This is a genomic window from Kitasatospora sp. NPDC059577, from assembly GCF_042735475.1.
In the GTDB taxonomy this organism is placed as follows: domain Bacteria; phylum Actinomycetota; class Actinomycetes; order Streptomycetales; family Streptomycetaceae; genus Kitasatospora.
In genome coordinates, this window is the sequence record NZ_JBHWBZ010000052.1 from 52,484 (window position 1) to 72,274 (window position 19,791).

Consider the following 19,791-nt stretch of genomic DNA (forward strand, 5'->3'; position numbering starts at 1 on the left):
ACCCCCGGCCGCCCGCCCCCGCCGGGGCCCTGGCGTGCCCCCCCGGGGCCGCGGTACGCCGGCGGCCCCCACTGCCCCCTCCCGGGCGTGGGTAGGATGCGGGCCTGTTTCTTGATCGCGCACCGGATCGACAGCTCACGGGGGAACCACCATGGCGCAGGGCTACCCGCCGCCGCAGCAGCACGGACAGAACCCTTACGGTCAGAATCCGTACGGCCAGGGCCCGTACGGCCAGGACCCTTACGGACAGCCGCAACCGCAGCCGTACCCGCCGCAGCAGCAGGGGTACCCGCAGCAGCAACAACCGCAGGGGTACCCGCCGCAGGGGTACGCGCAGCCGTCGGCGCCGCAGTACGGGCAGCCCCAGCCGCCGCAGCACGGGCAGCCGCAGCCGTACCCGAACCCCTACCCGCAGCAGCCGGAGCACCCGCGGCCCGGCGCCGCCCTGCCGCCCTGTCCCAAGGAGGCGGGCGGCGGGCGGCGCTTCCTGGCGATCGTGCTCGACTTCGCCCTCGCCGTCGGCCTCGGCTTCGTCGCCGCCGACGCCGCGAGCCGGCCGAAGGTCCGTCACGTGGCCGGCCACACCGTCCAGAGCGGCGGCCCGGCCGTGCCGTACGTCGTGGCGCTGCTCGTCGTCGGCCTCGCCGTGTCCTTCCTCAACCAGGTGGTGCTCGCCCGCCTCGTCGGCTTCAGCGTGGGGAAGGCGGTCCTGGCGATGCGGGTGGTGCGCACCAAGCGGGTGATGCGGCCCAACACCTGGCGGCTCACCAGGCGCTGGCTGCTCGGCTTCGTCTTCCTCGCGGTGGCGCTGATCTCCGAGGACTTCGACCTGGACGACGGCGACATCGTCGGCATGCGTGCGGTGCGCTGGAAGCACCTGCAGGAGTACCAGCAGGCCGTGGCCGGGCTCGGCTAGGCTGCGCCCGTACGGCCCCACCACCCGACGTACCGATCCCGAGGAGTAGCCGATGGCCGGCGAGCCGCAGCCCGACTGCCTGTTCTGCAAGATCGCGGCGGGCGAGATCCCGGCGACCGTGGTGCGCAAGACCGAGCGCACCCTCGCCTTCCGCGACATCGCCCCCAAGGCCCCCGTGCACGTCCTGGTGATCCCGCACGCCCACTACCCGAACGCGGCCGCGCTGGCCGCCGCCGAGCCGGAGATCGCCGGCGAACTGCTCGCCGAGGCGGGCCGGGTGGCCGAGGACGAGGGCATCGCGGACTACCGGCTGATCTTCAACACCGGTGCGGGGGCCGGGCAGACGGTCTTCCACGCCCACGTCCACGTGCTCGGCGGCACGCACATGACCGAGAGCATGGTCTGATCCCAGGTGTCCCAGCGCGAACTCGTCGTCCTCGGCACCGCCAGCCAGGTGCCCACCCGGCACCGTAACCACAACGGCTACCTGCTGCGCTGGGACGGCGAGGGGCTGCTGTTCGACCCCGGCGAGGGCACCCAGCGCCAGATGCTGCACGCCGGGGTCACGGCCACCCAGATCACCAGGATCGCGGTCACCCACTTCCACGGCGACCACTGCCTGGGCCTCGCGGGAGTGATCCAGCGGATCAACCTGGACCGGGTCCCGCACCCGGTGGACGTCTACTTCCCGGCCTCCGGCGAGGTGTACTTCGAGCGGCTGCGGCACGCCACCGCCTACCACGAGACCGCCGTCCTGCGGCCCCGGCCGATCGACGAGCCCGGGCCGCTGCCCGCGCCCGGCGCCCGCTTCGCGCTGGACGCCGTGCGGCTGGACCACCCCGTGGAGTCCTTCGGCTACCGGCTGTCCGAGCCGGACGGCCGCCGACTGGTGCCCGAACGGCTCGCCGCGCTCGGCGTCGGGGGCCCCGCGGTGGGCCGGCTGCAGCACGGGGGAGCGATCGAGGTGGACGGCCGCCAGATCACCCTGGACGAGGTCAGCGAGCCGCGGCCGGGCCAGAAGTTCGCCTTCGTGATGGACACCCGGCTCTGCGAGGGCGTGTACGCGCTCGCCGAGGGCACCGACCTGCTGGTCGTCGAGGCCACCTTCACCGACGCCGACGCCCGGCTCGCCGAGGACCACGGCCACCTCACCGCCGGGCAGGCCGCCAAGGTCGCCGCCGAGGCCGGCGCGCGCACCCTGGTGCTGACCCACTTCTCCCAGCGCTACCCGGACCTCGGCCAGCACCTGGCCGACGCCCGCAAGCACTTCGACGGGGAGCTGGTGCTGGCCGCCGACCTCGCCCGGGTGCCCGTCCCCGCCCGCCGCCAGCCGTGAACCCGCCCCCGCCGCCGACGGCCGCGACCCGGGCCGCGGCCCCGCCCGCACCGGCCGTGGCCCCGCCCGCGCCGGCCGTGGACCGGCCCGCGCCGGGCACCCGCGGAAAAAGGGCTCGCGCCGTCCCCCGAACTGCCGCAGCATCGACGGGTGCGGCCCCGCCGCCCGCCGCGGCGATCACGCCTGCGGCGTACCCTGGTGCCCCGGAGACACCGAGCGGCACACGACACCACGGATGGGATGAGGCAGGCCCCAGCGCCGACCTATGAGTGACACATCGCAGACCCGTACCAACGGTCAGTCGCGCCCCGAACCGGCCGACGACGGCCACGTCAGCGCCCGGATCGTCATCCCCGAGAAGCACCCGATGGTCACCCTGCTCGGCGCCGCGGACTCGCTGCTGCGCGTGATCGAGCAGGGCTTCCCCGCCGCCGACATCCACGTCCGCGGCAACGAGGTGACGGCCACCGGGGCGCGCGCCGAGGTCGCCCTCGTGCAGAAGCTCTTCAACGAGATGATGCTGGTGCTGCGCACCGGCCAGCCCCTGACGGAGGACTCCGTGGAGCGCTCCATCGCGATGCTCCGCAGCCAGGCGGAGGACCCGGACAGCCCGGCGCCGTCCCAGGTGTTCACCGCGAACATCCTGTCCAACCGCGGCCGCACGATCCGTCCCAAGACCCTCAACCAGCAGCGCTACGTCGAGGCGATCGACAAGCACACGATCGTCTTCGGCCTCGGCCCGGCCGGCACCGGCAAGACCTACCTGGCGATGGCCAAGGCCGTCCAGGCCCTGCAGGCCAAGGAGGTCAACCGGATCATCCTGACCCGCCCGGCGGTCGAGGCGGGGGAGCGGCTGGGCTTCCTGCCCGGCACCCTCTACGAGAAGATCGACCCCTACCTGCGCCCGCTCTACGACGCGCTGCACGACATGATGGACCCGGACTCCATCCCGCGCCTGATGGCGGCCGGCACCATCGAGGTCGCTCCGCTCGCGTACATGCGCGGCCGCACCCTCAACGACGCCTTCATCATCCTCGACGAGGCCCAGAACACCTCGCCCGAGCAGATGAAGATGTTCCTCACCCGCCTCGGGTTCAACTCCCGGGTGGTCGTCACCGGCGACACCAGCCAGATCGACCTCCCGGGCGGCACCCGCAGCGGCCTCAAGGTCGTCCAGGAGATCCTGGCCGACGTGCCCGACATCCACTTCTCCGTCCTCACCAGCACCGACGTGGTCCGCCACAAGCTGGTCGGCCGGATCGTGGACGCGTACGAGCGCTGGGACGCCCGTCAGGAGGCCGAGGACGCGTCCCCGGCCGCCCGCAAGCCCGCCCAGCGGCGCCCGGGCAAGACGACCGCGCCCCGCGCACCCCGCCAGTCCCATCGCACCGAAAGCTGAGCACACAGCCCGTCATGTCGATCGACATCGCCAACGAGTCCGGTTGGGACGCCGATGAGGAAGCCATCCTCGACGTCGCCCGCTTCGCCCTGGACAAGATGCGGATCCACCCGCAGTCCGAACTGTCCGTGATCCTGGTGGACGGTGCGGCGATGGAGGAGCTGCACATCCAGTGGATGGACCTCCCCGGACCCACCGACGTGATGTCCTTCCCGATGGACGAGCTGCGGCCCGGCAAGGAGGGCGAGGAGCTGCCGCAGGGCCTGCTCGGCGACATCGTGCTCTGCCCCGAGGTCGCCGAGCAGCAGGGCAAGGCCGCCCCCTCCAAGCACTCGATGGACGAGGAGCTGCAACTGCTCACCGTGCACGGCGTGCTGCACGTCCTCGGCTACGACCACGAGGAGCCCGAGGAGGAGGAGGAGATGTTCGCCCTCCAGAAGCGCATCCTGGACGACTGGCGGGCGGGCCGCGGCCTCGGCGGCATCTCCCCGGCCCCCACCACCCACTGAGCGCGGAGCCCGAACCCCTGTGAGTGGTGAGAGTACGAGCTTCATCCTGGGTGCCGTGCTGCTCGTCGTGCTCGGCTGGCTGGCCGCGTGCGCCGAGGCGGGCATCTCCCGGGTCTCCCGGTTCCGGGCGGAGGAGGCCGTCCGGGTCGGACGGCGCGGCTCCGCGCGGCTGCTGACCCTCGCCTCCGACCCGATCCGCTACCTCAACCTGGCCACCCTGATCCGGGTGGCCAGCGAGATGGCGGCGGCCGTCCTGGTCACCGTGGTGTGCGTGCGCAACGTCACCCCGACCTGGCAGGCCGTCCTGCTGGCGTTCGGCGTGATGGTGCTGGTGTCCTTCGTCGCGGTGGGAGTCTCGCCGCGCACGATCGGGCGCCAGCACCCGCTCACCACGGCCACCGCGGCCTCCTTCGTGCTGCTGCCGCTGGCCGCCGTGCTCGGCCCGATCCCGCGGCTGCTGATCCTGCTCGGCAACGCGCTGACCCCGGGCAAGGGCTACCGGGAGGGGCCGTTCGCCTCCGAGGCGGAGCTGCGGGCGCTGGTGGACCTCGCCGAGAAGGACGACCTGATCGAGGACGAGGAGCGCCGGATGGTGCACTCGGTCTTCGAACTGGGCGACACCATCGTGCGCGAGGTGATGGTGCCGCGCACCGACCTGGTGATGATCGAGCGCCACAAGACCGTCCGTCAGGCGCTCACCCTGGCACTGCGTTCGGGCTTCTCGCGGATCCCGGTGGTCGGCGACAACGAGGACGACGTGGTCGGCATCGTCTACCTCAAGGACCTGGTGCGGCGTACCCACATCAACCGGGAGGCGGAGGCCGAGGAGGTCGGCGCGGTGATGCGCCCGGCCGTCTTCGTCCCGGACTCCAAGCCGGCCGGCGACCTGCTGCGCGAGATGCAGCAGCGCCGCTCGCACGTCGCGATCGTGATCGACGAGTACGGCGGCACGGCCGGCCTGGTCACCATCGAGGACGTCCTGGAGGAGATCGTCGGCGAGATCACCGACGAGTACGACCGGGAGATCGCGCCGGTGGAGGACCTCGGTGACGGCTCGTACCGGATCACCGCCCGCCTCCTGGTGGAGGACCTGGGCGAGCTGTTCGGCATCGAGCTGGAGGACGAGGACGTCGAGACCGTCGGCGGACTGCTGGCCAAGCACCTCGGCCGGGTGCCGATCCCCGGCTCCGCCTGCGAGATCCCGCTGCCGGAACCCGTCGAGGACGGCCTGACCGGCATCCTGCTGACCGCCGAGTCCTCGGCCGGCCGCCGCAACCGCATCGGCTCCGTGGTCGCCGCCCCGGTCCGCGCCACCGACGACCCCGAGGACCCGGCGGGCGAGTAGCGGGTGGGCGGTCGCCGAGCGACCATGGAGGGCATGACGCACAAACTTCGCGCGGAGTACGGCCCGCAGGGGGCGGCCGGCGGAGTCAAGTCCTGGCACGTGGTGCGGGACGAGGACCTGTCGGTGGCGCTCTGCGGGCGCACCATGCCCGACGACGCCGAGACGCGGCCCGAGCAGGAGTGGGGGACCGGGTTGCGGTGCTGCCAGCAGTGCGGCTCGCTCTACATGCACGAGGTGCCGCACATGCAGGGGAGCCATCCCTACAGCTAGGCCGTGGCCGAGCCATGGAGGTCGCCATGAAGCTGCAAGACGAACTGCCCGTCGACCACAAGCTCCTCCTGGTCTGGCGGATCGGAGCGGGACTCGGGGGGGTCTTCCTGATCGTGTTCGGCGCCCTCGGGCTGGCCGACCACCCGGGTTTCCTGGACACCGAGGGGGACCGGATCGTCGGGCTGTCGACCAACGGGACGCTGGCCGTCCTGTCCATCGTGGTGGGCGCGATCCTGGTGATCGGCGCGGTGATCGGCGGGAACTTCGCCGCCAACCTGAACATGGTGGTGGGCGTGCTGTTCGTGGTGTCCGGCTTCTACGGCCTGACGGTGCTCGGACGCCCGGACGCCAACATCCTCAACTTCCGGATGTCGAACGTGCTGTTCGCGTTCCTTTTCGGGGTCGTCCTGACGACCTTCGGCATGTACGGCCGGGTGAGCAGCCACCTGCCGCACGACAACCCGTACTGGCGCCACCGTGCGGAGACCGAGGAGCCGATGCCGTCCGGGCCGAAGACCTTCGTCAAGGTCATGAACCCGAACCCGGGCCCTACCCACCCGGTCGGCCACTGATCCGCGACGGGTCCCTATGCTCGGCGGCATGAGTGACATCGTCGAGCTCGACCCCGAAGACAAGAAGATCATCACCCTGGCCCGCTCGGCCCGCGCCCGCAACGGCGTCCCCGAGGGGGCCGCGGTGCGTGACGAGACCGGTCGCACCTACGTGGCCGGGACGGTCGCCCTGGAGTCGCTGCGGCTGAGCGCACTGCAGACGGCGGTGGCGATGGCGGTGGCCAGTGGCGCCAGGTCGCTGGAGGCGGCGGCCGTGGTGAGCGAGGCGGAGCAGCCCGCCGAGGCGGACCTGGCCGCCGTGCGGGACCTGGGCGGGGCGGGGACGCCGGTGCTGCTGGCCGGTCCGGACGGGGTGCTGCGGGTGGCCGCCGAGGCGCGCTGAGGCCTCGCGCGGGGGCGTCGGAGGCGGGGCGGGGCGCCGTCGGGAACGTCGGCGGGGGCCTCGGGGAGGCCTTTCCGGCCAGGGTGGCCCGGCGTGGTTGCCCCCATGGCTTCTGCAGATAATCTCACCGGGGGAGTGGACTCGGTGAGGGGACTGGGGCATGGGGGCGGTGGCGTTCTTCGCCGGGCTGCTGCTGTTCGTGATGGGGCTGGGCAAGTGGCAGGAGACCGGATCGCAGGTCTGGCTGTTCGGCTCGCTGGCCTTCCTGTTGGTGCTGGTGGTGGTCTCGCTGATCCCCGGCGGCGGCAAGGGCGGCAAGAAGGGCTGAGCCCCGCGCCGGGCGCGCCCGCGGCCGTCGGAGCCCCCTCGGACGACCCCGGACGGCGGGGCTCCGGTGATCAGGGAGAATGGAGCCCATGAATGCCCCTTCCTCCTCGTACCGCTCCGGGTTCGCGTGCTTCGTCGGCCGGCCCAACGCGGGCAAGTCGACCCTGACCAACGCCCTGGTGGGGACGAAGGTCGCGATCACCTCCGACCGACCGCAGACCACCCGGCACACCGTGCGCGGCATCGTGCACCGCCCCGACGCCCAGCTCGTACTGGTCGACACCCCCGGCCTCCACAAGCCGCGCACGCTGCTCGGCGAGCGCCTCAACGACCTGGTCCGCACCACGTGGGCCGAGGTCGACGTGATCGGCTTCTGCCTGCCCGCCGACCAGAAGATCGGCCCCGGCGACAAGTTCATCGCCAAGGAGATCGCCGGGATCAAGAAGACCCCGAAGGTCGCCATCGTCACCAAGACCGACCTGGTCGACTCCAAGCGCCTGGCCGAGCAGCTGATCGCCATCCACCAGCTCGGCATCGAGCTGGGCTTCGAGTGGGCCGAGATCATCCCGGTCTCCGCGGTCGGCGACAAGCAGGTGGAGCTGGTCGCCGACCTGCTCACCAAGCTGCTGCCGGAGGGCGACCAGCTCTACCCGGCGGGCGACCTCACCGACGAGCCCGAGCAGATCATGGTGGCCGAGCTGATCCGCGAGGCCGCGCTCGAAGGCGTGCGGGACGAACTGCCGCACTCGCTGGCCGTCGTGGTCGAGGAGATGCTCCCGCGCGAGGGCCGCCCGGCGGACCGCCCGCTGCTGGACATCCACGCCAACGTCTACATCGAGCGGCAGAGCCAGAAGGCGATCGTGATCGGCGCCAAGGGCGCGCGGCTCAAGCACGTCGGCACCACCGCCCGCAAGCACATCGAGGCACTGCTCGGCACGCCGGTCTACCTCGACCTGCACGTCAAGGTCGCCAAGGACTGGCAGCGCGACCCGAAGCAGCTGCGCAAGCTCGGCTTCTGAACCAGCCCTCCCGGAAAGGGAGTTCGGCGAGAACGGGATGGCCGGTGGCCCGTCCGGACGTGCAGCGTCCGGGCGGGCCACCGCCGTTCCCCGGCCCCACGGGCAGGGGCCGGAAGGCGGATCCTAGGCGCCCTCGCGCAACACCAGTGACACCAGCTCCCGCTGCGAGTCGGTGAGCTTCGGATCGGCGCAGTAGACCTTCCGGCCGTCGACGGTGATCTCGTAGTGGAAGCCGTCCGGCACCCCGTAGGAGGGGGCGCGCAACCCGCCCGCGACGGCCTCGCGGGCGAGCGCGTGGACGTGCGGGGCGTCCGTGCGCTCGGCGGTGTCGAGCTCCGCGTGGCGGACGATTCCCGCGAAGCCGCCGGTCCGGGTCACCTGGATACGCATGGTGTCCATGGTGCTACGCAGGGAAGGCTTTTGCGGCGCTTTTCCCGGACCGTGACCTTAAGCGCACCTCAACCCGGTCTCAACCGGTCTCGGTCGGTCGGAGACCCGGCCCGCAGGTCCGGCCCGCAGGCCCGGCCCGGAGGCCCGGATCCGGCGGTCCGGCCTGGGGCTTCCGGTCACCCCGGGCTGACGCCGACCTGCGCCCAGGAGGCCGTGACGGTGTCCGCGATCGAGGACTGGTCGGGGTAGCGGGCCTCGGCGGCGGCCACGGTGGCCCGGGCGAAGGCGGTGAAGCCGGCGTCGGCCGGCAGCGTGCGCCCGGTCAGCGCGTCGTACCAGATCCGCCCGGCGCGCTCCCAGGCCGAGCCGCCGAGGGCGGTGGCCAGCAGGTAGAACGCGTGGTTGGGGATGCCGGAGTTGATGTGCACCCCGCCGTTGTCCTCGGCGGTGTTCACGTAGTCCCGCATGTGTGCGGGCTGCGGGTCTTTGCCGAGCCGGGGGTCGTCGTAGGCGGTGCCGGGCGCCTTCATCGAGCGCAGTGCCACGCCCTGGATCCCGGGGGCGAGCAGGCCGGCGCCGATCAGCCAGTCGGCGTCGGCGGCGGACTGGTGCAGCGCGTACTGCTTGACCAGCGAGCCGAAGACGTCGGAGACCGACTCGTTGAGCGCGCCGGGCTGGTCCTGGTAGTCCAGTCCGGCGGTGAACTGGGTGACGCCGTGCGTGAGTTCGTGGCCGATGACGTCGATGCAGGCGGTGAAGTCGCCGAAGATCTCGCCGTCGCCGTCGCCGAAGACCATCTGGTGGCCGTTCCAGAAGGCGTTGTCGTAGTTGCGGCCGTAGTGGACGCTGGCGTCCAGCCGCAGGTCGTGGTCGTCGATCGAGCGCCGGCCGAAGGCGTCGGCGTAGAGCGCGAAGGTGGCGCCGAGGCCGTCGTAGGCGTGGTTGACGGCGGCGTCGGTGACGGCCGCCTGGCCCTCGGTGCGCGCGGTGCGCCCGGGCAGTCGCCGGCCGTGGCCGGCGTCGGAGACCACCCGGTCGAGTCCCGGGGCGCCGCCGGCGGGCGGGGGCGGGGAGAGGCGGGCCGCTCGGTGGGCGTCGTCGAGCGCGAGGGAGTGGACGGCGGCTTCGTGACCGGCCTCGGCGAGGCGGTCCAGGACGTACGGCGGGACGATCGCGCAGATCGGTACTGCTGCAGTCATGTGGCCCAGGGTGAGGCTCCGGTGACCGGATGTCATCACCCTTGACATGACCGGTCGACGTCTCAAGGAGTGGAACGGGGGCCCGGATCACTTCGGGGGCGCGCGGCGCTGGGTTACGCTGGGTCCCATCATGCGCAACGGGCTGCTTCTTCTTAGCTGCCGCGTCGAGGGCCTGTAGTCCACTGGGGCCGGCTCCCTCGCCGCGGGGAACGAGCTGTGCGCGTCATCGGGCGACCCAACGGCGGGTCGTGCAGCGGCAGCAGAGGCCGGCCAGTCGGTGTTGATCCCTCCCGACCCGCCCGCACCACGCATCCACAGGAAGCCGAGAGTCACCTCCATGACCGAGCAGACCTCCGCCGCGTCCGTCCCCGCCGCCCCGGCCTTCGTCGACCGGCCCACCCCGATCACCGCCGCCTCCGTGCGCCAGCAGCCCTCGGGCATGCGGTACGGGCGCTACCTGCCGTTCGGCGCCGTGGACCTGGCGGACCGCACCTGGCCGGACGCCGTGATCACCAAGGCGCCGCGCTGGCTCTCGACCGACCTGCGGGACGGCAACCAGGCCCTGATCGACCCGATGTCCCCGGCCCGCAAGCGCAAGATGTTCGATCTGCTGGTCGCGATGGGCTACAAGGAGATCGAGGTCGGGTTCCCCTCCTCCGGGGCGACCGACCACGCCTTCGTGCGGTCGCTGATCGAGGAGGGGGCGATCCCCGAGGACGTCACCATCTCGGTGCTGACGCAGGCCCGCGAGGAGCTGATCGAGAAGACCGTCGAGTCGCTGGTCGGCGCCCCGCGCGCGACCGTCCACCTGTACAACGCGACGGCGCCGCTGTTCCGCCGGGTGGTGTTCCGCAACGACCGGGCGGCGACCAGGGCGATCGCCACCGACGGCACCCGGCTGGTGATGGAGTACGCGGAGAAGCTGCTGGGCGACGACACCGTCTTCGGATACCAGTACTCGCCGGAGATCTTCGTCGACACCGAGCTGGACTTCGCGCTGGAGGTCTGCGAGGCGGTCATGGACGTCTGGCAGCCCGGCGAGGGCCGCGAGATCATCCTGAACCTGCCGGCCACCATCGAGCGGGCCACCCCGAACGTCCAGGCCGACCAGTTCGAGTGGATGTCGCGCAACCTGTCGCGCCGCGAGTTCGTCTGCCTGTCGGTCCACCCGCACAACGACCGCGGCACCGCCGTCGCCTCCGCCGAACTGGCGTACATGGCGGGCGCGGACCGCATCGAGGGCTGTCTGTTCGGGCAGGGCGAGCGGACCGGCAACGTCGACCTGGTGACGCTGGGGATGAACCTGTTCTCGCAGGGCATCGACCCGCAGATCGACTTCTCCGACATCGACGAGGTGCGCCGCACCGCCGAGTACTGCAACCAGATGGAGGTGCACCCGCGCCACCCGTACGCCGGTGACCTGGTGTACACCTCCTTCTCCGGCTCGCACCAGGACGCCATCAAGAAGGGCTTCGACGCCCTGGAGGCGGACGCGAAGGCGGCGGGCGTGCCGGTGGAGGAGCACACCTGGGGCGTGCCGTACCTGCCGATCGACCCGAAGGACGTCGGCCGCACGTACGAGGCGGTCATCCGGGTCAACAGCCAGTCCGGCAAGGGCGGGGTGGCGTACGTCCTGAAGAACGACCACAAGCTGGACCTGCCGCGCCGGATGCAGATCGAGTTCTCCCGGATCATCCAGGCCAAGACCGACGCCGAGGGCGGCGAGGTCACCCCGGCGGAGATCTGGCGGGTCTTCGAGGACGAGTACCTGCCGACCACGGGCAACCCGTGGGGCCGGCTGTCGCTGAGCGGCTCGCGTACCCTGACCACCGAGGACGGCCGGGACGCGCTGACCGCGGAGGCCGTGGTGGACGGCGCCCCGGTGGCGCTGAGCGGTACCGGCAACGGCCCGGTCTCGGCCTTCGCGGACGCGCTGGCCAGGATCGGCTTCGACGTCCGCGTCCTGGACTACGCCGAGCACGCGCTGAGCGAGGGCGGTGACGCCCAGGCCGCCGCGTACGTCGAGTGCGCGGTGGACGGCAAGGTGCTGTGGGGCGTGGGGATCGACGGCAACACCGTGCTGGCCTCGCTGAAGGCGATGATCAGCGCCGTCAACCGGTCGCAGCGCGGGTAGTTCGTACGAGTGGCACGCGGCGGGGCCGTCCTGCGGGGCGGCCCTTCGCCGTGCTCCGGCACCTCCGTCGGGGCGCTGTGTCCTGCGCCACATTTTTTGGGATCGGAAGCCGTTCGAGGTACTGACACGTGCCGGTAACCGTGGCAACATCGATCCACCGGAAAGCCGGGTCGGTGGGACGGCCCGGTGTCCGGTCGCGTGACCTGCCCATCGTCGAGCAGGCCGCCTGCCATGTCTGGGGAGTGGCGCCGTGACCAGGTTGTGGGGTGTTCGCCCGCGGTGGCGGACTGACGTTCTCGGTGACTTCTTCTGCCCGGGCTGCGGCGGGGACCGCAACTACCGCCGGCAGCACGGCCGGCGGTGGCTGCGGTTGCTGGGCACCCCGGTGCTCCCGCTCGGACCGGTGATCGGCAGCGTGCAGTGCACCAGCTGCCACGGCCGGTACGGCGTCGAGAGCCTGGAACAGCCGACCTGCGTGCGACTGGGCGGGATGCTGCGGGACGCGCAGTACACCATCGCGCTGACCCTGCTCGCGGCCGGCGGCACCGCCCACCGGGCGGCCCGCGAGGCGGCCTGCGCGGCGGTGCGCGAGGCCGGGTTCGAGGACTGCGGCGAGGCCCAGGTGCTGGCCGCGCTCGCGGCGCTGTCCGGACTCGGCGGCGAGCTCTACGAGGCCCACGAACTGGAGTCGCCCCCCGGCCGGAGGCTGGGGGACACCGGCGGCCTGGCCGTGGAACTGCACGCGGTGCTCGAACCGCTCACCCCCCACATCGCCCACCAGGGCCGCGAGCGGCTGCTGCTGCAGGGCGCGGCGATCGCCCTGGCCGACGGTCGGTACCTGCCGCAGGAGCGCGAGGCGCTGGCCGCGGTCGGGCGCTGCCTGGACCTGCCGAAGGCCCGGGTCGGGGCGCTGCTGGAGGCGGCGACCCGGACCCCGTACAAGTAGCCCGACCCGGGCGCACGACGGGCCGCGAGCGCAGCGCCGACCCCGCGGGACACCGCCGGGGGCCGTCGGCCACCGCCGGCCCCCGAGACACCGTCGACCCCCGGAGACACCGCTCACCCCCGAGACACCGCCCACCCCCGGCCCCTGCGGCCACGTCACACCCCTGACCGTCGACCCCGACCGTCGACCACCCGTGGACCATCTCCGAGATCCCCCACAAAAACGGGCCCGAACCCCCCTCCGGGCCCGCCGTGACCCGCACCGCAGTGGTCCTCCCCTACGGCCCCGGTGCGGGCAACACGGCTGTCCGCGGTTGTCCGCGGCTGGGGGACAATGGTCCCCATGAGTCTTTTCCGGGACGACGGCGTCGTGTTGCGGGCGCAGAAGCTCGGCGAGGCCGATCGGATCATCACCCTGCTGACCCGCCAGCACGGCAAGGTGCGGGCGGTGGCGCGCGGGGTGCGGAAGACCAAGTCCAAGTTCGGTGCCCGCCTGGAGCCGTTCTCGCACGTGGACGTGCAGTTCTTCAGCCGGGGGAGTGAGTTGGTCGGCCGCGGGTTGCCGCTCTGCACCCAGGTGGAGACCATCGCGCCGTACGGCGGGTCGATCGTCACCGACTACGGCCGCTACACCGCCGGCACGGCGATGCTGGAGACGGCCGAGCGCTTCGCCGAGAACGAGGGGGAGCCCGCCGTGCAGCAGTACCTGCTGCTGGTGGGCGGGCTGCGCACGCTGGCGGCGGGGCTGCACGAGTCGCACCTGGTACTGGACGCCTTCCTGCTGCGGTCGCTCGCGGTGAACGGGTACGGCGCGAGCTTCACCGACTGCGCCAAGTGCGGCCTGGACGGGCCGAACCGTTTCTTCTCGCTCCAGGCGGGCGGGGTGCTCTGCGCGGACTGCCGTGTCCCCGGATGTGCCGTACCCTCCCCTGAGACACTGGTACTGCTCGGGGCGCTGTTGTCAGGGGACTGGCGGACGGCCGACGCCTGCGAGCCGCGGTACTGGCGGGAGGGCAGCGGCCTGGTCGCGGCCTATCTGCAGTGGCACCTGGAGCGGGGCATCCGCTCGATGAGATACGTGGAGAAGTGAGCACATGGCAGCGCGACGGCTCTTCGGCGGCGGCAAGCAGCGGGCGTACGCGCCCCCGACCCCGCACCCCAGCGGCGCACAGCCCCCGAAGATCCCCGGTGAGCTGGTCCCCGGCCACGTCGCCATCGTGATGGACGGCAACGGCCGCTGGGCCAAGGAGCGCGGACTGCCCCGCACCGAGGGCCACAAGGTCGGCGAGTCCGTGGTGCTGGACGTCCTCGCCGGCGCCATCGAGCTCGGGGTCAAGAACATCTCGCTGTACGCCTTCTCCACCGAGAACTGGAAGCGCTCGCCCGACGAGGTGAAGTTCCTGATGAACTTCAACCGGGACGTCATCGCCCGCCGCCGCGAGGAGATGGGCGCGATGGGCGTGCGGATCCGCTGGGCCGGCCGGATGCCCAAGCTGTGGAAGAGCGTCGTCCAGGAGCTCCAGGTCGCCGAGGAGCACACCAAGGACAACGACGCCGTCACGCTCTACATGTGCGTCAACTACGGTGGCCGGGCCGAGCTGGCGGACGCGGCGCAGGGGATCGCCCGCGACGTCGCGGCCGGGAAGCTGGACCCGAAGAAGGTCAACGAGAAGACCCTCGCCAAGTACATGTACCACCCGGACATGCCGGACGTGGACCTCTTCCTGCGCCCCAGCGGGGAGCAGCGCACCTCCAACTTCCTGCTCTGGCAGTCGGCCTACGCCGAGTTCGTGTTCCAGGACGTGCTCTGGCCGGACTTCGACCGGCGGGACCTGTGGCGCGCCTGCGAGCAGTACGCGATGCGCGACCGGCGCTTCGGCGGGGCGATCCCGAACGAGCTGCCCGCCCCGCGGCCGTCCCAGTTCTGACGCCGACCGGACGGGCCGGCGCAGCCCCCGCGTACGACGAAGAGGACCCACCGGGCAGATCCCGGGGGTCCTCTTCGTCGTACGCGGGCCGCGAGCGGACGGCGTGCGGGGCTCAGGCCTTCTTGGCGCACTCCGCGCAGGTGCCGAAGATCTCCAGCGTGTGCGCGATGTCGCTGAAGCCGTGCTCGGCGGCGACGGAGTTCGCCCAGCGTTCCACCGCGGGGCCCTCCACCTCGACGGTGGCGCCGCAGTGCCGGCAGACCAGGTGGTGGTGGTGCCCGCTGCTGCACCGGCGGTAGACCGCCTCGCCGTCGGCGGTGCGCAGCACGTCCACCTCACCGGCGTCCGCGAGCGACTGCAGGGTGCGGTAGACCGTGGTCAGACCGACGGAGTCCCCGCGGTGCTTGAGCAGGTCGTGGAGCTCCTGCGCGCTGCGGAAGTCCGCGATCTCGTCCAGGGCCGCCGAGACGGCGGCACGCTGCCGGGTCGATCGGGCGCGCGGCGACGGGCCTGCGGTGGTCACCGTGGGTCCTCCTGGGGTCGTGGTCGTCTCGCACCTCATTGTGCCAGCCCGGCCCGCCCCTCAGGGGCGGTCGTGCCGGAGGAAGTGCGGTCCGGCGACTGGACCGGCAGTTCGACGTCGCAGACCTTCGGTCCCTGCTCGGTGTCGACGCGGTGGCGCCGCCGGGCGAGCGGCGCGGCGAGCGCGCTGAACACCGCGAAGACCGCGATGGCGAGCAGCACGATGGCCGGGCCGGAGGGCACGTCGAGCTGGTACGAGCCGGTGACGCCGGCCAGCGAGACCACCACGCCGAGCGCGATCGAGGCGGCCTGGGTGGCGGCGAAGGAACGGGTGAGCTGCTGGGCGGCGACCACCGGGACCACCATCAGGGCGCTGACCAGCAGCAGTCCGACCACCCGCATGGCGACGGTGACGGTGACCGCGGCCATCACGGCCAGCAGCAGGTTGAGGGTGCGCACCGGCAGGCCGGTCACCCGGGCGAAGTCCTCGTCCTGGCAGATCGCGAAGAGCTGGCGGCGCAGGCCGACGGTGACCGCGATGACCACCGCGCCGAGCACCGCGATGGCGGCCAGGTCGGCGGGGGCGACGGTGAGGATCGAGCCCCACAGGTAGCTCTCCAGCGAGCCGGCGCCGGCTTCGGCGGAGAGCGAGACGAGCAGCTTGCCGCAGGCCATGCCGCCGTAGAAGAGCATCGCGAGGGCGATGTCGCCGCGCTGGTTGCCGCGCGAGCGGACCAGCTCCATGGTGACGGCGCCGAGCACGCAGACCAGCACGGCCATCCAGACCGGGCTGGTCTGGAAGATGAAGCCGAGGCCGACGCCGGTCATCGCGACGTGGCCCATGCCGTCGCCCATCAGGGCCTGGCGGCGCTGCACCAGGTAGATGCCGACGGCGGGGGCGGTGATCCCGACCAGGACGGCGGCGAGCAGGGCGCGCTGCATGAAGTCGTAGGACAGCATCTCGGTCATGCGAGCAGCCTCGGCGGGGTCAGGTCGGCGTGCGGGTGGACGTGGTCGTGGCCGGGCAGCGCGTGCAGGCCGGTGTTGGGCACGGGCGGGCCGTCGTGGGCGACGCAGCCGTCCCGCAGGACGACGGCGCGGTCGATCAGCGGCTCCAGCGGCCCGAGTTCGTGCAGGACGAGGAGGACGGCGGCGCCGCGGCCGACCTCGGTGCGCAGGGTTTCGGCGAGCACCTGCTGGCTGGCGGAGTCCACGCCGGCCATCGGCTCGTCCATGATCAGCAGGTCGGGGGAGCCGACCAGGGCGCGGGCGATCAGCACCCGCTGCTGCTGGCCGCCGGACAGGTCGGCCACGCCGTCCCCGGCCCGCTCCAGCATGCCGACGGCGGCCAGGGCGCGGTCCACGGCCTCGCGGTCCTTGCGGCGGAACGGCAGCAGCCGGTGCTGGGGCAGCCGGCCGGTGGAGACGACCTCGCGCACGGTGGCCGGGACGCCGGAGGCGGCGGTGGTGCGCTGCGGGACGTACCCGATGCGGTGCCAGGCGCGGAAGGAGCCGTACGGGGCGCCGAACAGCTCCAGGGTGCCGTGCTCCAGGGGGACGGAGCCGATCACGGTCTTGACGGTGGTCGACTTGCCGGAGCCGTTGGCGCCCAGCAGGGCGACGACCTCGCCGGGCCGGACGGTGAGGTCGACGCCGCGCAGCACCGGTCGGCCGCCGCGGGAGGCGACGGCGTCACGGAGGCGGACGGCCGGGGGTATCGCGTGGGTCATGGTGTTCGCGTCCCGTCAGCTGGTGGCGGCAGGGGTGGTGGCGTCCTGGCCGGCCGGGCTTGCGGCCGGGGTGGCGTCCGAGGTGCTGCTCGCGGCCGGGGCGTCGGTGCCGGTCGTGGTGCCGGTGCCAGTCGTGGTGCCGGTGCCGGTCGTGGCGCCGAGGGCGGCCCGGAGGTTGGCCAGGTTCTGCTTCATGACGGTGAGGTAGTCGTCCTTGGAGGTGTCCTTGACACCCTCCAGCGGGTCCAGGACGGCGGTCTTGAGGCCGAGGTCCTTGGCGACGGTGTCGGCGAGCTTGGGGCTGACCAGGGTCTCGAAGAAGATCGTGGTGACGCCGTTGTCCTTGGCGGCCTTCTGCACGGCGGCGAGGCGGGCCGGGGTGGGCTCGGACTCCGGGTCGACGCCGTTGATGGCGACCTGGGTGAGGCCGTAGTGGTCGGCGAGGTAGCCGAAGGCGGCGTGGCTGGTGACGAAGGTCCTGGTCCGGGTGTCCTTCAGTCCGGTCCGGAAGTCCTGGTCGAGCGCGGTGAGCGAGGTGACCAGCGCGTCGGTGTTCTTCCGGTAGTCCTCGGCGTGGGTCGGGTCGGCCTTGGCGAACTCGTCGCCGACGCTCCTGGCGATCGCCGCGTAGCGGGTCGGGTCGAGCCAGATGTGCGGGTCGCCGGCCGGGCCCTCGTGCTTGTGGCCGTCGGCCGCCTCGCCCTCGTCGAGGTGGTGGTCGACCAGCGGGCTGGCGGCGGTGGCGTCGATCCGGTGCTTGCTGGAGGACTGCGCGACGGCTTGGTCGACGGTGGGCTGCAGGCCCTTGAGGTAGATGATCGCGTCGGCCTTCTGGACGGCGCCGACCTGCTTGGCGGTGAGCTCCAGGTCGTGCGGCTCGACGCCGGCGGCGGTGAGGTCGGTGACCGTGACGTGCTCCTGGCCGATCTGCCGGGCGAGGAACTCCATCGGGTAGAAGGACGCGACGACCTTGAGCTTGCCGTTGCCGCTGTCGGCACTGCTGCTGCCTCCGCAGGCGGTGAGGACGAGGGAGGAGACGAGGGCGGTGGCGGCGAGGGCTATGGAGCTGCGGGTACGTCGTCCGATCATCATGACAATCATTCTCATCTCAGATGGAAATGATTGTCAACTCACTCGGACGGGTGAACGGCAGGTGGCGAAGAGTGGGGGCGGCCGGACGATACCGATTTGAACCACGTACCCATATGGCCGGTAACCTGAGGTATTCGGGTACGCGCAACCAGCCGTGCCCTGACCGTGCCGTACGTACTGAAGAGAGCACTGTGGCCGCCGACAAGATCGACACGATCGTCAGCCTGAGCAAGCGCCGTGGCTTCGTCTACCCCTGCAGCGAGATCTACGGCGGCACGCGTGCCGCCTGGGACTACGGGCCGCTGGGTGTCGAGCTCAAGGAGAACATCAAGCGCCAGTGGTGGCGCGCGATGGTCCAGGCCCGTGAGGACGTCGTCGGACTCGACTCGTCGGTGATCCTCGCCCGCGAGGTCTGGGAGGCCTCCGGCCACGTCGCCACCTTCAACGACCCGCTGACCGAGTGCCTCTCCTGCCACAAGCGCCACCGGGCCGACCACCTGGAGGAGAAGTACGAGGCCAAGCACGGCTTCCCGCCGCCGAACGGCCTCAAGGACGTCAACTGCCCCGACTGCGGCACCAAGGGCCAGTTCACCGAGCCCAAGGACTTCTCGGGCATGCTGAAGACCCACCTCGGTGTCACCGAGGAGGCCAGCGGCCTGGCGTTCCTGCGCCCCGAGACCGCCCAGGGCATCTTCACCAACTTCAAGGCCGTCCAGACCACGTCGCGCAAGAAGCCGCCGTTCGGCATCGCCCAGACCGGCAAGAGCTTCCGCAACGAGATCACCCCCGGCAACTTCATCTTCCGGACCCGCGAGTTCGAGCAGATGGAGATGGAGTTCTTCGTCAAGCCCGGCGAGGACGAGCAGTGGCACGAGTACTGGCTGCAGCAGCGCTGGGACTGGTACGTCGGCCTCGGCCTGCGCACCGAGAACATGCGCTTCTTCGAGCACCCGAAGGAGAAGCTCTCCCACTACGCCAAGCGCACGGTGGACATCGAGTACCGCTTCAACTTCGGTGGCAGTGAGTTCTCCGAGCTGGAGGGCGTCGCCAACCGCACCGACTACGACCTGCGGGTGCACAGCGAGGCGTCCGGCCAGGACCTGAAGTACTTCGACCAGGAGTCCGGCGAGCGCTACTTCCCGTACGTCATCGAGCCGGCGGCCGGCCTCAACCGCGCCATGCTGGCCTTCCTGATCGACGCCTACTTCGAGGACGAGGCGCCGAACGCCAAGGGCGTCATGGAGAAGCGCGTCGGCATGCGGCTCGACCCGCGCCTGGCCCCGGTCAAGGTCGCCGTCCTGCCGCTGTCGCGCAACGCCGACCTCTCGCCGAAGGCCCGCGGCCTCGCCGCCGACCTGCGCACCGCGTGGAACGTCGAGTTCGACGACGCCGGCGCGATCGGCAAGCGCTACCGCCGCCAGGACGAGATCGGCACGCCGTTCTGCGTCACCGTCGACTTCGACACCCTCGAGGACAACGCGGTGACCGTCCGCGACCGCGACACCATGTCGCAGGAGCGCGTCTCGCTGGACCAGGTCAAGGCGTACCTCGGTGCGCGCCTGATCGGCTGCTAGGTCGGGTCCTTCCGCCGGGGAGCCCCCGTCCACCCCGAACCGGGGCGGGCGGGGGCTCCTGCTTCTGCTCCACGCACCGGGCGTCGGCCGCTGCCTCGGCCGGACGGGCCCTAGGGCTTGTCTGACAATTCCCGCCGCGCGCACGACGCCGGGCATCCCGGCTGGACGCACCGCCGAATCGTCCAAGTACGTCCAGTACGAG

General features: G+C 71.8%; 22 protein-coding genes. 16 read left to right on the forward strand and 6 right to left on the reverse strand.

From position 1 onward, the window contains the following. The first annotated feature begins 151 nt into the window (after positions 1 to 151). From ACFV0O_RS30915 to era, 11 genes are all read left to right on the forward strand, one after another. Entirely contained in the window at positions 152 to 916 is a 765-nt protein-coding gene (locus ACFV0O_RS30915; RefSeq protein ID WP_380347005.1) for an RDD family protein, read from the forward strand. Between the two features lie 52 nt (positions 917 to 968). Further along, on the forward strand, positions 969 to 1,322 hold the full coding sequence (locus ACFV0O_RS30920; RefSeq protein ID WP_380347006.1) for a histidine triad nucleotide-binding protein: 354 nt from the start codon (positions 969 to 971) through the stop codon (positions 1,320 to 1,322). Positions 1,323 to 1,328: 6 nt separating this feature from the next. Then, entirely contained in the window at positions 1,329 to 2,252 is a 924-nt protein-coding gene (locus ACFV0O_RS30925; RefSeq protein WP_380347007.1) for a ribonuclease Z, read from the forward strand. A 265-nt stretch (positions 2,253 to 2,517) separates the two neighbouring features. Further along, the gene (locus ACFV0O_RS30930) at positions 2,518 to 3,651 is read left to right on the forward strand and encodes a PhoH family protein (protein ID WP_380347008.1); all 1,134 of its coding nucleotides are present in this window, start codon (positions 2,518 to 2,520) and stop codon (positions 3,649 to 3,651) included. A 14-nt stretch (positions 3,652 to 3,665) separates the two neighbouring features. Continuing rightward, the gene (ybeY, locus tag ACFV0O_RS30935; RefSeq protein ID WP_030061268.1) at positions 3,666 to 4,160 is read left to right on the forward strand and encodes an rRNA maturation RNase YbeY; all 495 of its coding nucleotides are present in this window, start codon (positions 3,666 to 3,668) and stop codon (positions 4,158 to 4,160) included. 19 nt (positions 4,161 to 4,179) lie between these two features. Then, positions 4,180 to 5,505, forward strand: a complete 1,326-nt coding sequence (locus tag ACFV0O_RS30940) for a hemolysin family protein (RefSeq protein ID WP_360248725.1) — start codon at positions 4,180 to 4,182, stop codon at positions 5,503 to 5,505. Between the two features lie 33 nt (positions 5,506 to 5,538). Then, entirely contained in the window at positions 5,539 to 5,775 is a 237-nt protein-coding gene (locus ACFV0O_RS30945) for a hypothetical protein (RefSeq protein ID WP_360248728.1), read from the forward strand. 26 nt (positions 5,776 to 5,801) lie between these two features. Next, on the forward strand, positions 5,802 to 6,347 hold the full coding sequence (locus ACFV0O_RS30950) for a DUF4383 domain-containing protein (RefSeq protein WP_380347010.1): 546 nt from the start codon (positions 5,802 to 5,804) through the stop codon (positions 6,345 to 6,347). A 28-nt stretch (positions 6,348 to 6,375) separates the two neighbouring features. Beyond that, entirely contained in the window at positions 6,376 to 6,729 is a 354-nt protein-coding gene (locus tag ACFV0O_RS30955) for a cytidine deaminase (RefSeq protein WP_360248734.1), read from the forward strand. 160 nt (positions 6,730 to 6,889) lie between these two features. Then, the gene (locus tag ACFV0O_RS30960) at positions 6,890 to 7,057 is read left to right on the forward strand and encodes a hypothetical protein (protein ID WP_360248737.1); all 168 of its coding nucleotides are present in this window, start codon (positions 6,890 to 6,892) and stop codon (positions 7,055 to 7,057) included. Between the two features lie 88 nt (positions 7,058 to 7,145). Then, positions 7,146 to 8,075: a GTPase Era gene (gene era, locus ACFV0O_RS30965; RefSeq protein WP_049651090.1), complete on the forward strand. Its 930-nt coding sequence runs from the start codon at positions 7,146 to 7,148 to the stop codon at positions 8,073 to 8,075. 123 nt (positions 8,076 to 8,198) lie between these two features. On the opposite strand, the gene ACFV0O_RS30970 is transcribed toward era, so the two are convergent. Next, positions 8,199 to 8,465, reverse strand: coding sequence for a protealysin inhibitor emfourin (locus ACFV0O_RS30970; protein WP_360248740.1), 267 nt, complete (start codon positions 8,463 to 8,465; stop codon positions 8,199 to 8,201). A 176-nt stretch (positions 8,466 to 8,641) separates the two neighbouring features. Beyond that, positions 8,642 to 9,664, reverse strand: coding sequence for a M4 family metallopeptidase (locus tag ACFV0O_RS30975; RefSeq protein ID WP_380347013.1), 1,023 nt, complete (start codon positions 9,662 to 9,664; stop codon positions 8,642 to 8,644). 337 nt (positions 9,665 to 10,001) lie between these two features. Here ACFV0O_RS30975 and leuA point away from each other — a divergent pair, with 337 nt between their 5' ends. From leuA to ACFV0O_RS30995, 4 genes are all read left to right on the forward strand, one after another. Continuing rightward, a complete protein-coding gene (leuA, locus tag ACFV0O_RS30980) occupies positions 10,002 to 11,798 on the forward strand; it encodes a 2-isopropylmalate synthase (RefSeq protein ID WP_380347014.1) in 1,797 nt (598 codons plus the stop codon). A 250-nt stretch (positions 11,799 to 12,048) separates the two neighbouring features. Beyond that, positions 12,049 to 12,744, forward strand: coding sequence for a TerB family tellurite resistance protein (locus ACFV0O_RS30985; protein ID WP_380347016.1), 696 nt, complete (start codon positions 12,049 to 12,051; stop codon positions 12,742 to 12,744). 342 nt (positions 12,745 to 13,086) lie between these two features. Continuing rightward, positions 13,087 to 13,833, forward strand: a complete 747-nt coding sequence (gene recO, locus ACFV0O_RS30990; RefSeq protein WP_360248752.1) for a DNA repair protein RecO — start codon at positions 13,087 to 13,089, stop codon at positions 13,831 to 13,833. 4 nt (positions 13,834 to 13,837) lie between these two features. After that, positions 13,838 to 14,671: an isoprenyl transferase gene (locus tag ACFV0O_RS30995; protein ID WP_380347018.1), complete on the forward strand. Its 834-nt coding sequence runs from the start codon at positions 13,838 to 13,840 to the stop codon at positions 14,669 to 14,671. Positions 14,672 to 14,783: 112 nt separating this feature from the next. Here the strand turns inward: ACFV0O_RS30995 and ACFV0O_RS31000 are convergent, their stop codons facing one another. The 4 genes from ACFV0O_RS31000 to ACFV0O_RS31015 are packed head-to-tail and all read right to left on the reverse strand — an operon-like array spanning position 14,784 to position 18,024. After that, complete coding sequence (locus ACFV0O_RS31000; protein WP_189918013.1) at positions 14,784 to 15,194, reverse strand: Fur family transcriptional regulator; 411 nt, start codon at positions 15,192 to 15,194, stop codon at positions 14,784 to 14,786. Positions 15,195 to 15,229: 35 nt separating this feature from the next. After that, a complete protein-coding gene (locus tag ACFV0O_RS31005; RefSeq protein ID WP_380347020.1) occupies positions 15,230 to 16,162 on the reverse strand; it encodes a metal ABC transporter permease in 933 nt (310 codons plus the stop codon). Beyond that, positions 16,159 to 16,923, reverse strand: a complete 765-nt coding sequence (locus ACFV0O_RS31010; protein ID WP_360248761.1) for a metal ABC transporter ATP-binding protein — start codon at positions 16,921 to 16,923, stop codon at positions 16,159 to 16,161. Before ACFV0O_RS31010 ends, ACFV0O_RS31005 begins: the two co-directional genes overlap by 4 nt. Positions 16,924 to 16,938: 15 nt before the next feature. Continuing rightward, entirely contained in the window at positions 16,939 to 18,024 is a 1,086-nt protein-coding gene (locus ACFV0O_RS31015; protein ID WP_380347028.1) for a metal ABC transporter substrate-binding protein, read from the reverse strand. A gap of 182 nt (positions 18,025 to 18,206) precedes the next feature. Here ACFV0O_RS31015 and ACFV0O_RS31020 point away from each other — a divergent pair, with 182 nt between their 5' ends. Next, positions 18,207 to 19,589 carry a glycine--tRNA ligase gene (locus tag ACFV0O_RS31020; RefSeq protein WP_030233601.1) on the forward strand — a complete coding sequence of 461 codons (1,383 nt, stop codon included), beginning with the start codon at positions 18,207 to 18,209 and terminating at the stop codon, positions 19,587 to 19,589. Positions 19,590 to 19,791 lie beyond the last annotated feature (202 nt).

Excerpts from the sequence above, each read along its gene's own strand:
- ACFV0O_RS31010 (WP_360248761.1), bottom strand. The coding sequence starts at position 16,923 with ATGACCCACGCGATACCCCCGGCCGTCCGCCTCCGTGACGCCGTCGCC.
- ACFV0O_RS30955 (WP_360248734.1), top strand. The coding sequence starts at position 6,376 with ATGAGTGACATCGTCGAGCTCGACCCCGAAGACAAGAAGATCATCACC.
- ACFV0O_RS30970 (WP_360248740.1), bottom strand. The coding sequence starts at position 8,465 with ATGCGTATCCAGGTGACCCGGACCGGCGGCTTCGCGGGAATCGTCCGC.
- ACFV0O_RS30945 (WP_360248728.1), top strand. The coding sequence starts at position 5,539 with ATGACGCACAAACTTCGCGCGGAGTACGGCCCGCAGGGGGCGGCCGGC.
- ACFV0O_RS30975 (WP_380347013.1), bottom strand. The coding sequence starts at position 9,664 with ATGACTGCAGCAGTACCGATCTGCGCGATCGTCCCGCCGTACGTCCTG.
- leuA (WP_380347014.1), top strand. The coding sequence starts at position 10,002 with ATGACCGAGCAGACCTCCGCCGCGTCCGTCCCCGCCGCCCCGGCCTTC.
- ACFV0O_RS30960 (WP_360248737.1), top strand. The coding sequence starts at position 6,890 with ATGGGGGCGGTGGCGTTCTTCGCCGGGCTGCTGCTGTTCGTGATGGGG.
- ACFV0O_RS31015 (WP_380347028.1), bottom strand. The coding sequence starts at position 18,024 with ATGATTGTCATGATGATCGGACGACGTACCCGCAGCTCCATAGCCCTC.
- era (WP_049651090.1), top strand. The coding sequence starts at position 7,146 with ATGAATGCCCCTTCCTCCTCGTACCGCTCCGGGTTCGCGTGCTTCGTC.
- ACFV0O_RS30950 (WP_380347010.1), top strand. The coding sequence starts at position 5,802 with ATGAAGCTGCAAGACGAACTGCCCGTCGACCACAAGCTCCTCCTGGTC.
- ACFV0O_RS30920 (WP_380347006.1), top strand. The coding sequence starts at position 969 with ATGGCCGGCGAGCCGCAGCCCGACTGCCTGTTCTGCAAGATCGCGGCG.
- ACFV0O_RS30995 (WP_380347018.1), top strand. The coding sequence starts at position 13,838 with ATGGCAGCGCGACGGCTCTTCGGCGGCGGCAAGCAGCGGGCGTACGCG.
- ACFV0O_RS30915 (WP_380347005.1), top strand. The coding sequence starts at position 152 with ATGGCGCAGGGCTACCCGCCGCCGCAGCAGCACGGACAGAACCCTTAC.
- recO (WP_360248752.1), top strand. The coding sequence starts at position 13,087 with ATGAGTCTTTTCCGGGACGACGGCGTCGTGTTGCGGGCGCAGAAGCTC.
- ACFV0O_RS30930 (WP_380347008.1), top strand. The coding sequence starts at position 2,518 with ATGAGTGACACATCGCAGACCCGTACCAACGGTCAGTCGCGCCCCGAA.
- ACFV0O_RS31005 (WP_380347020.1), bottom strand. The coding sequence starts at position 16,162 with ATGACCGAGATGCTGTCCTACGACTTCATGCAGCGCGCCCTGCTCGCC.
- ybeY (WP_030061268.1), top strand. The coding sequence starts at position 3,666 with ATGTCGATCGACATCGCCAACGAGTCCGGTTGGGACGCCGATGAGGAA.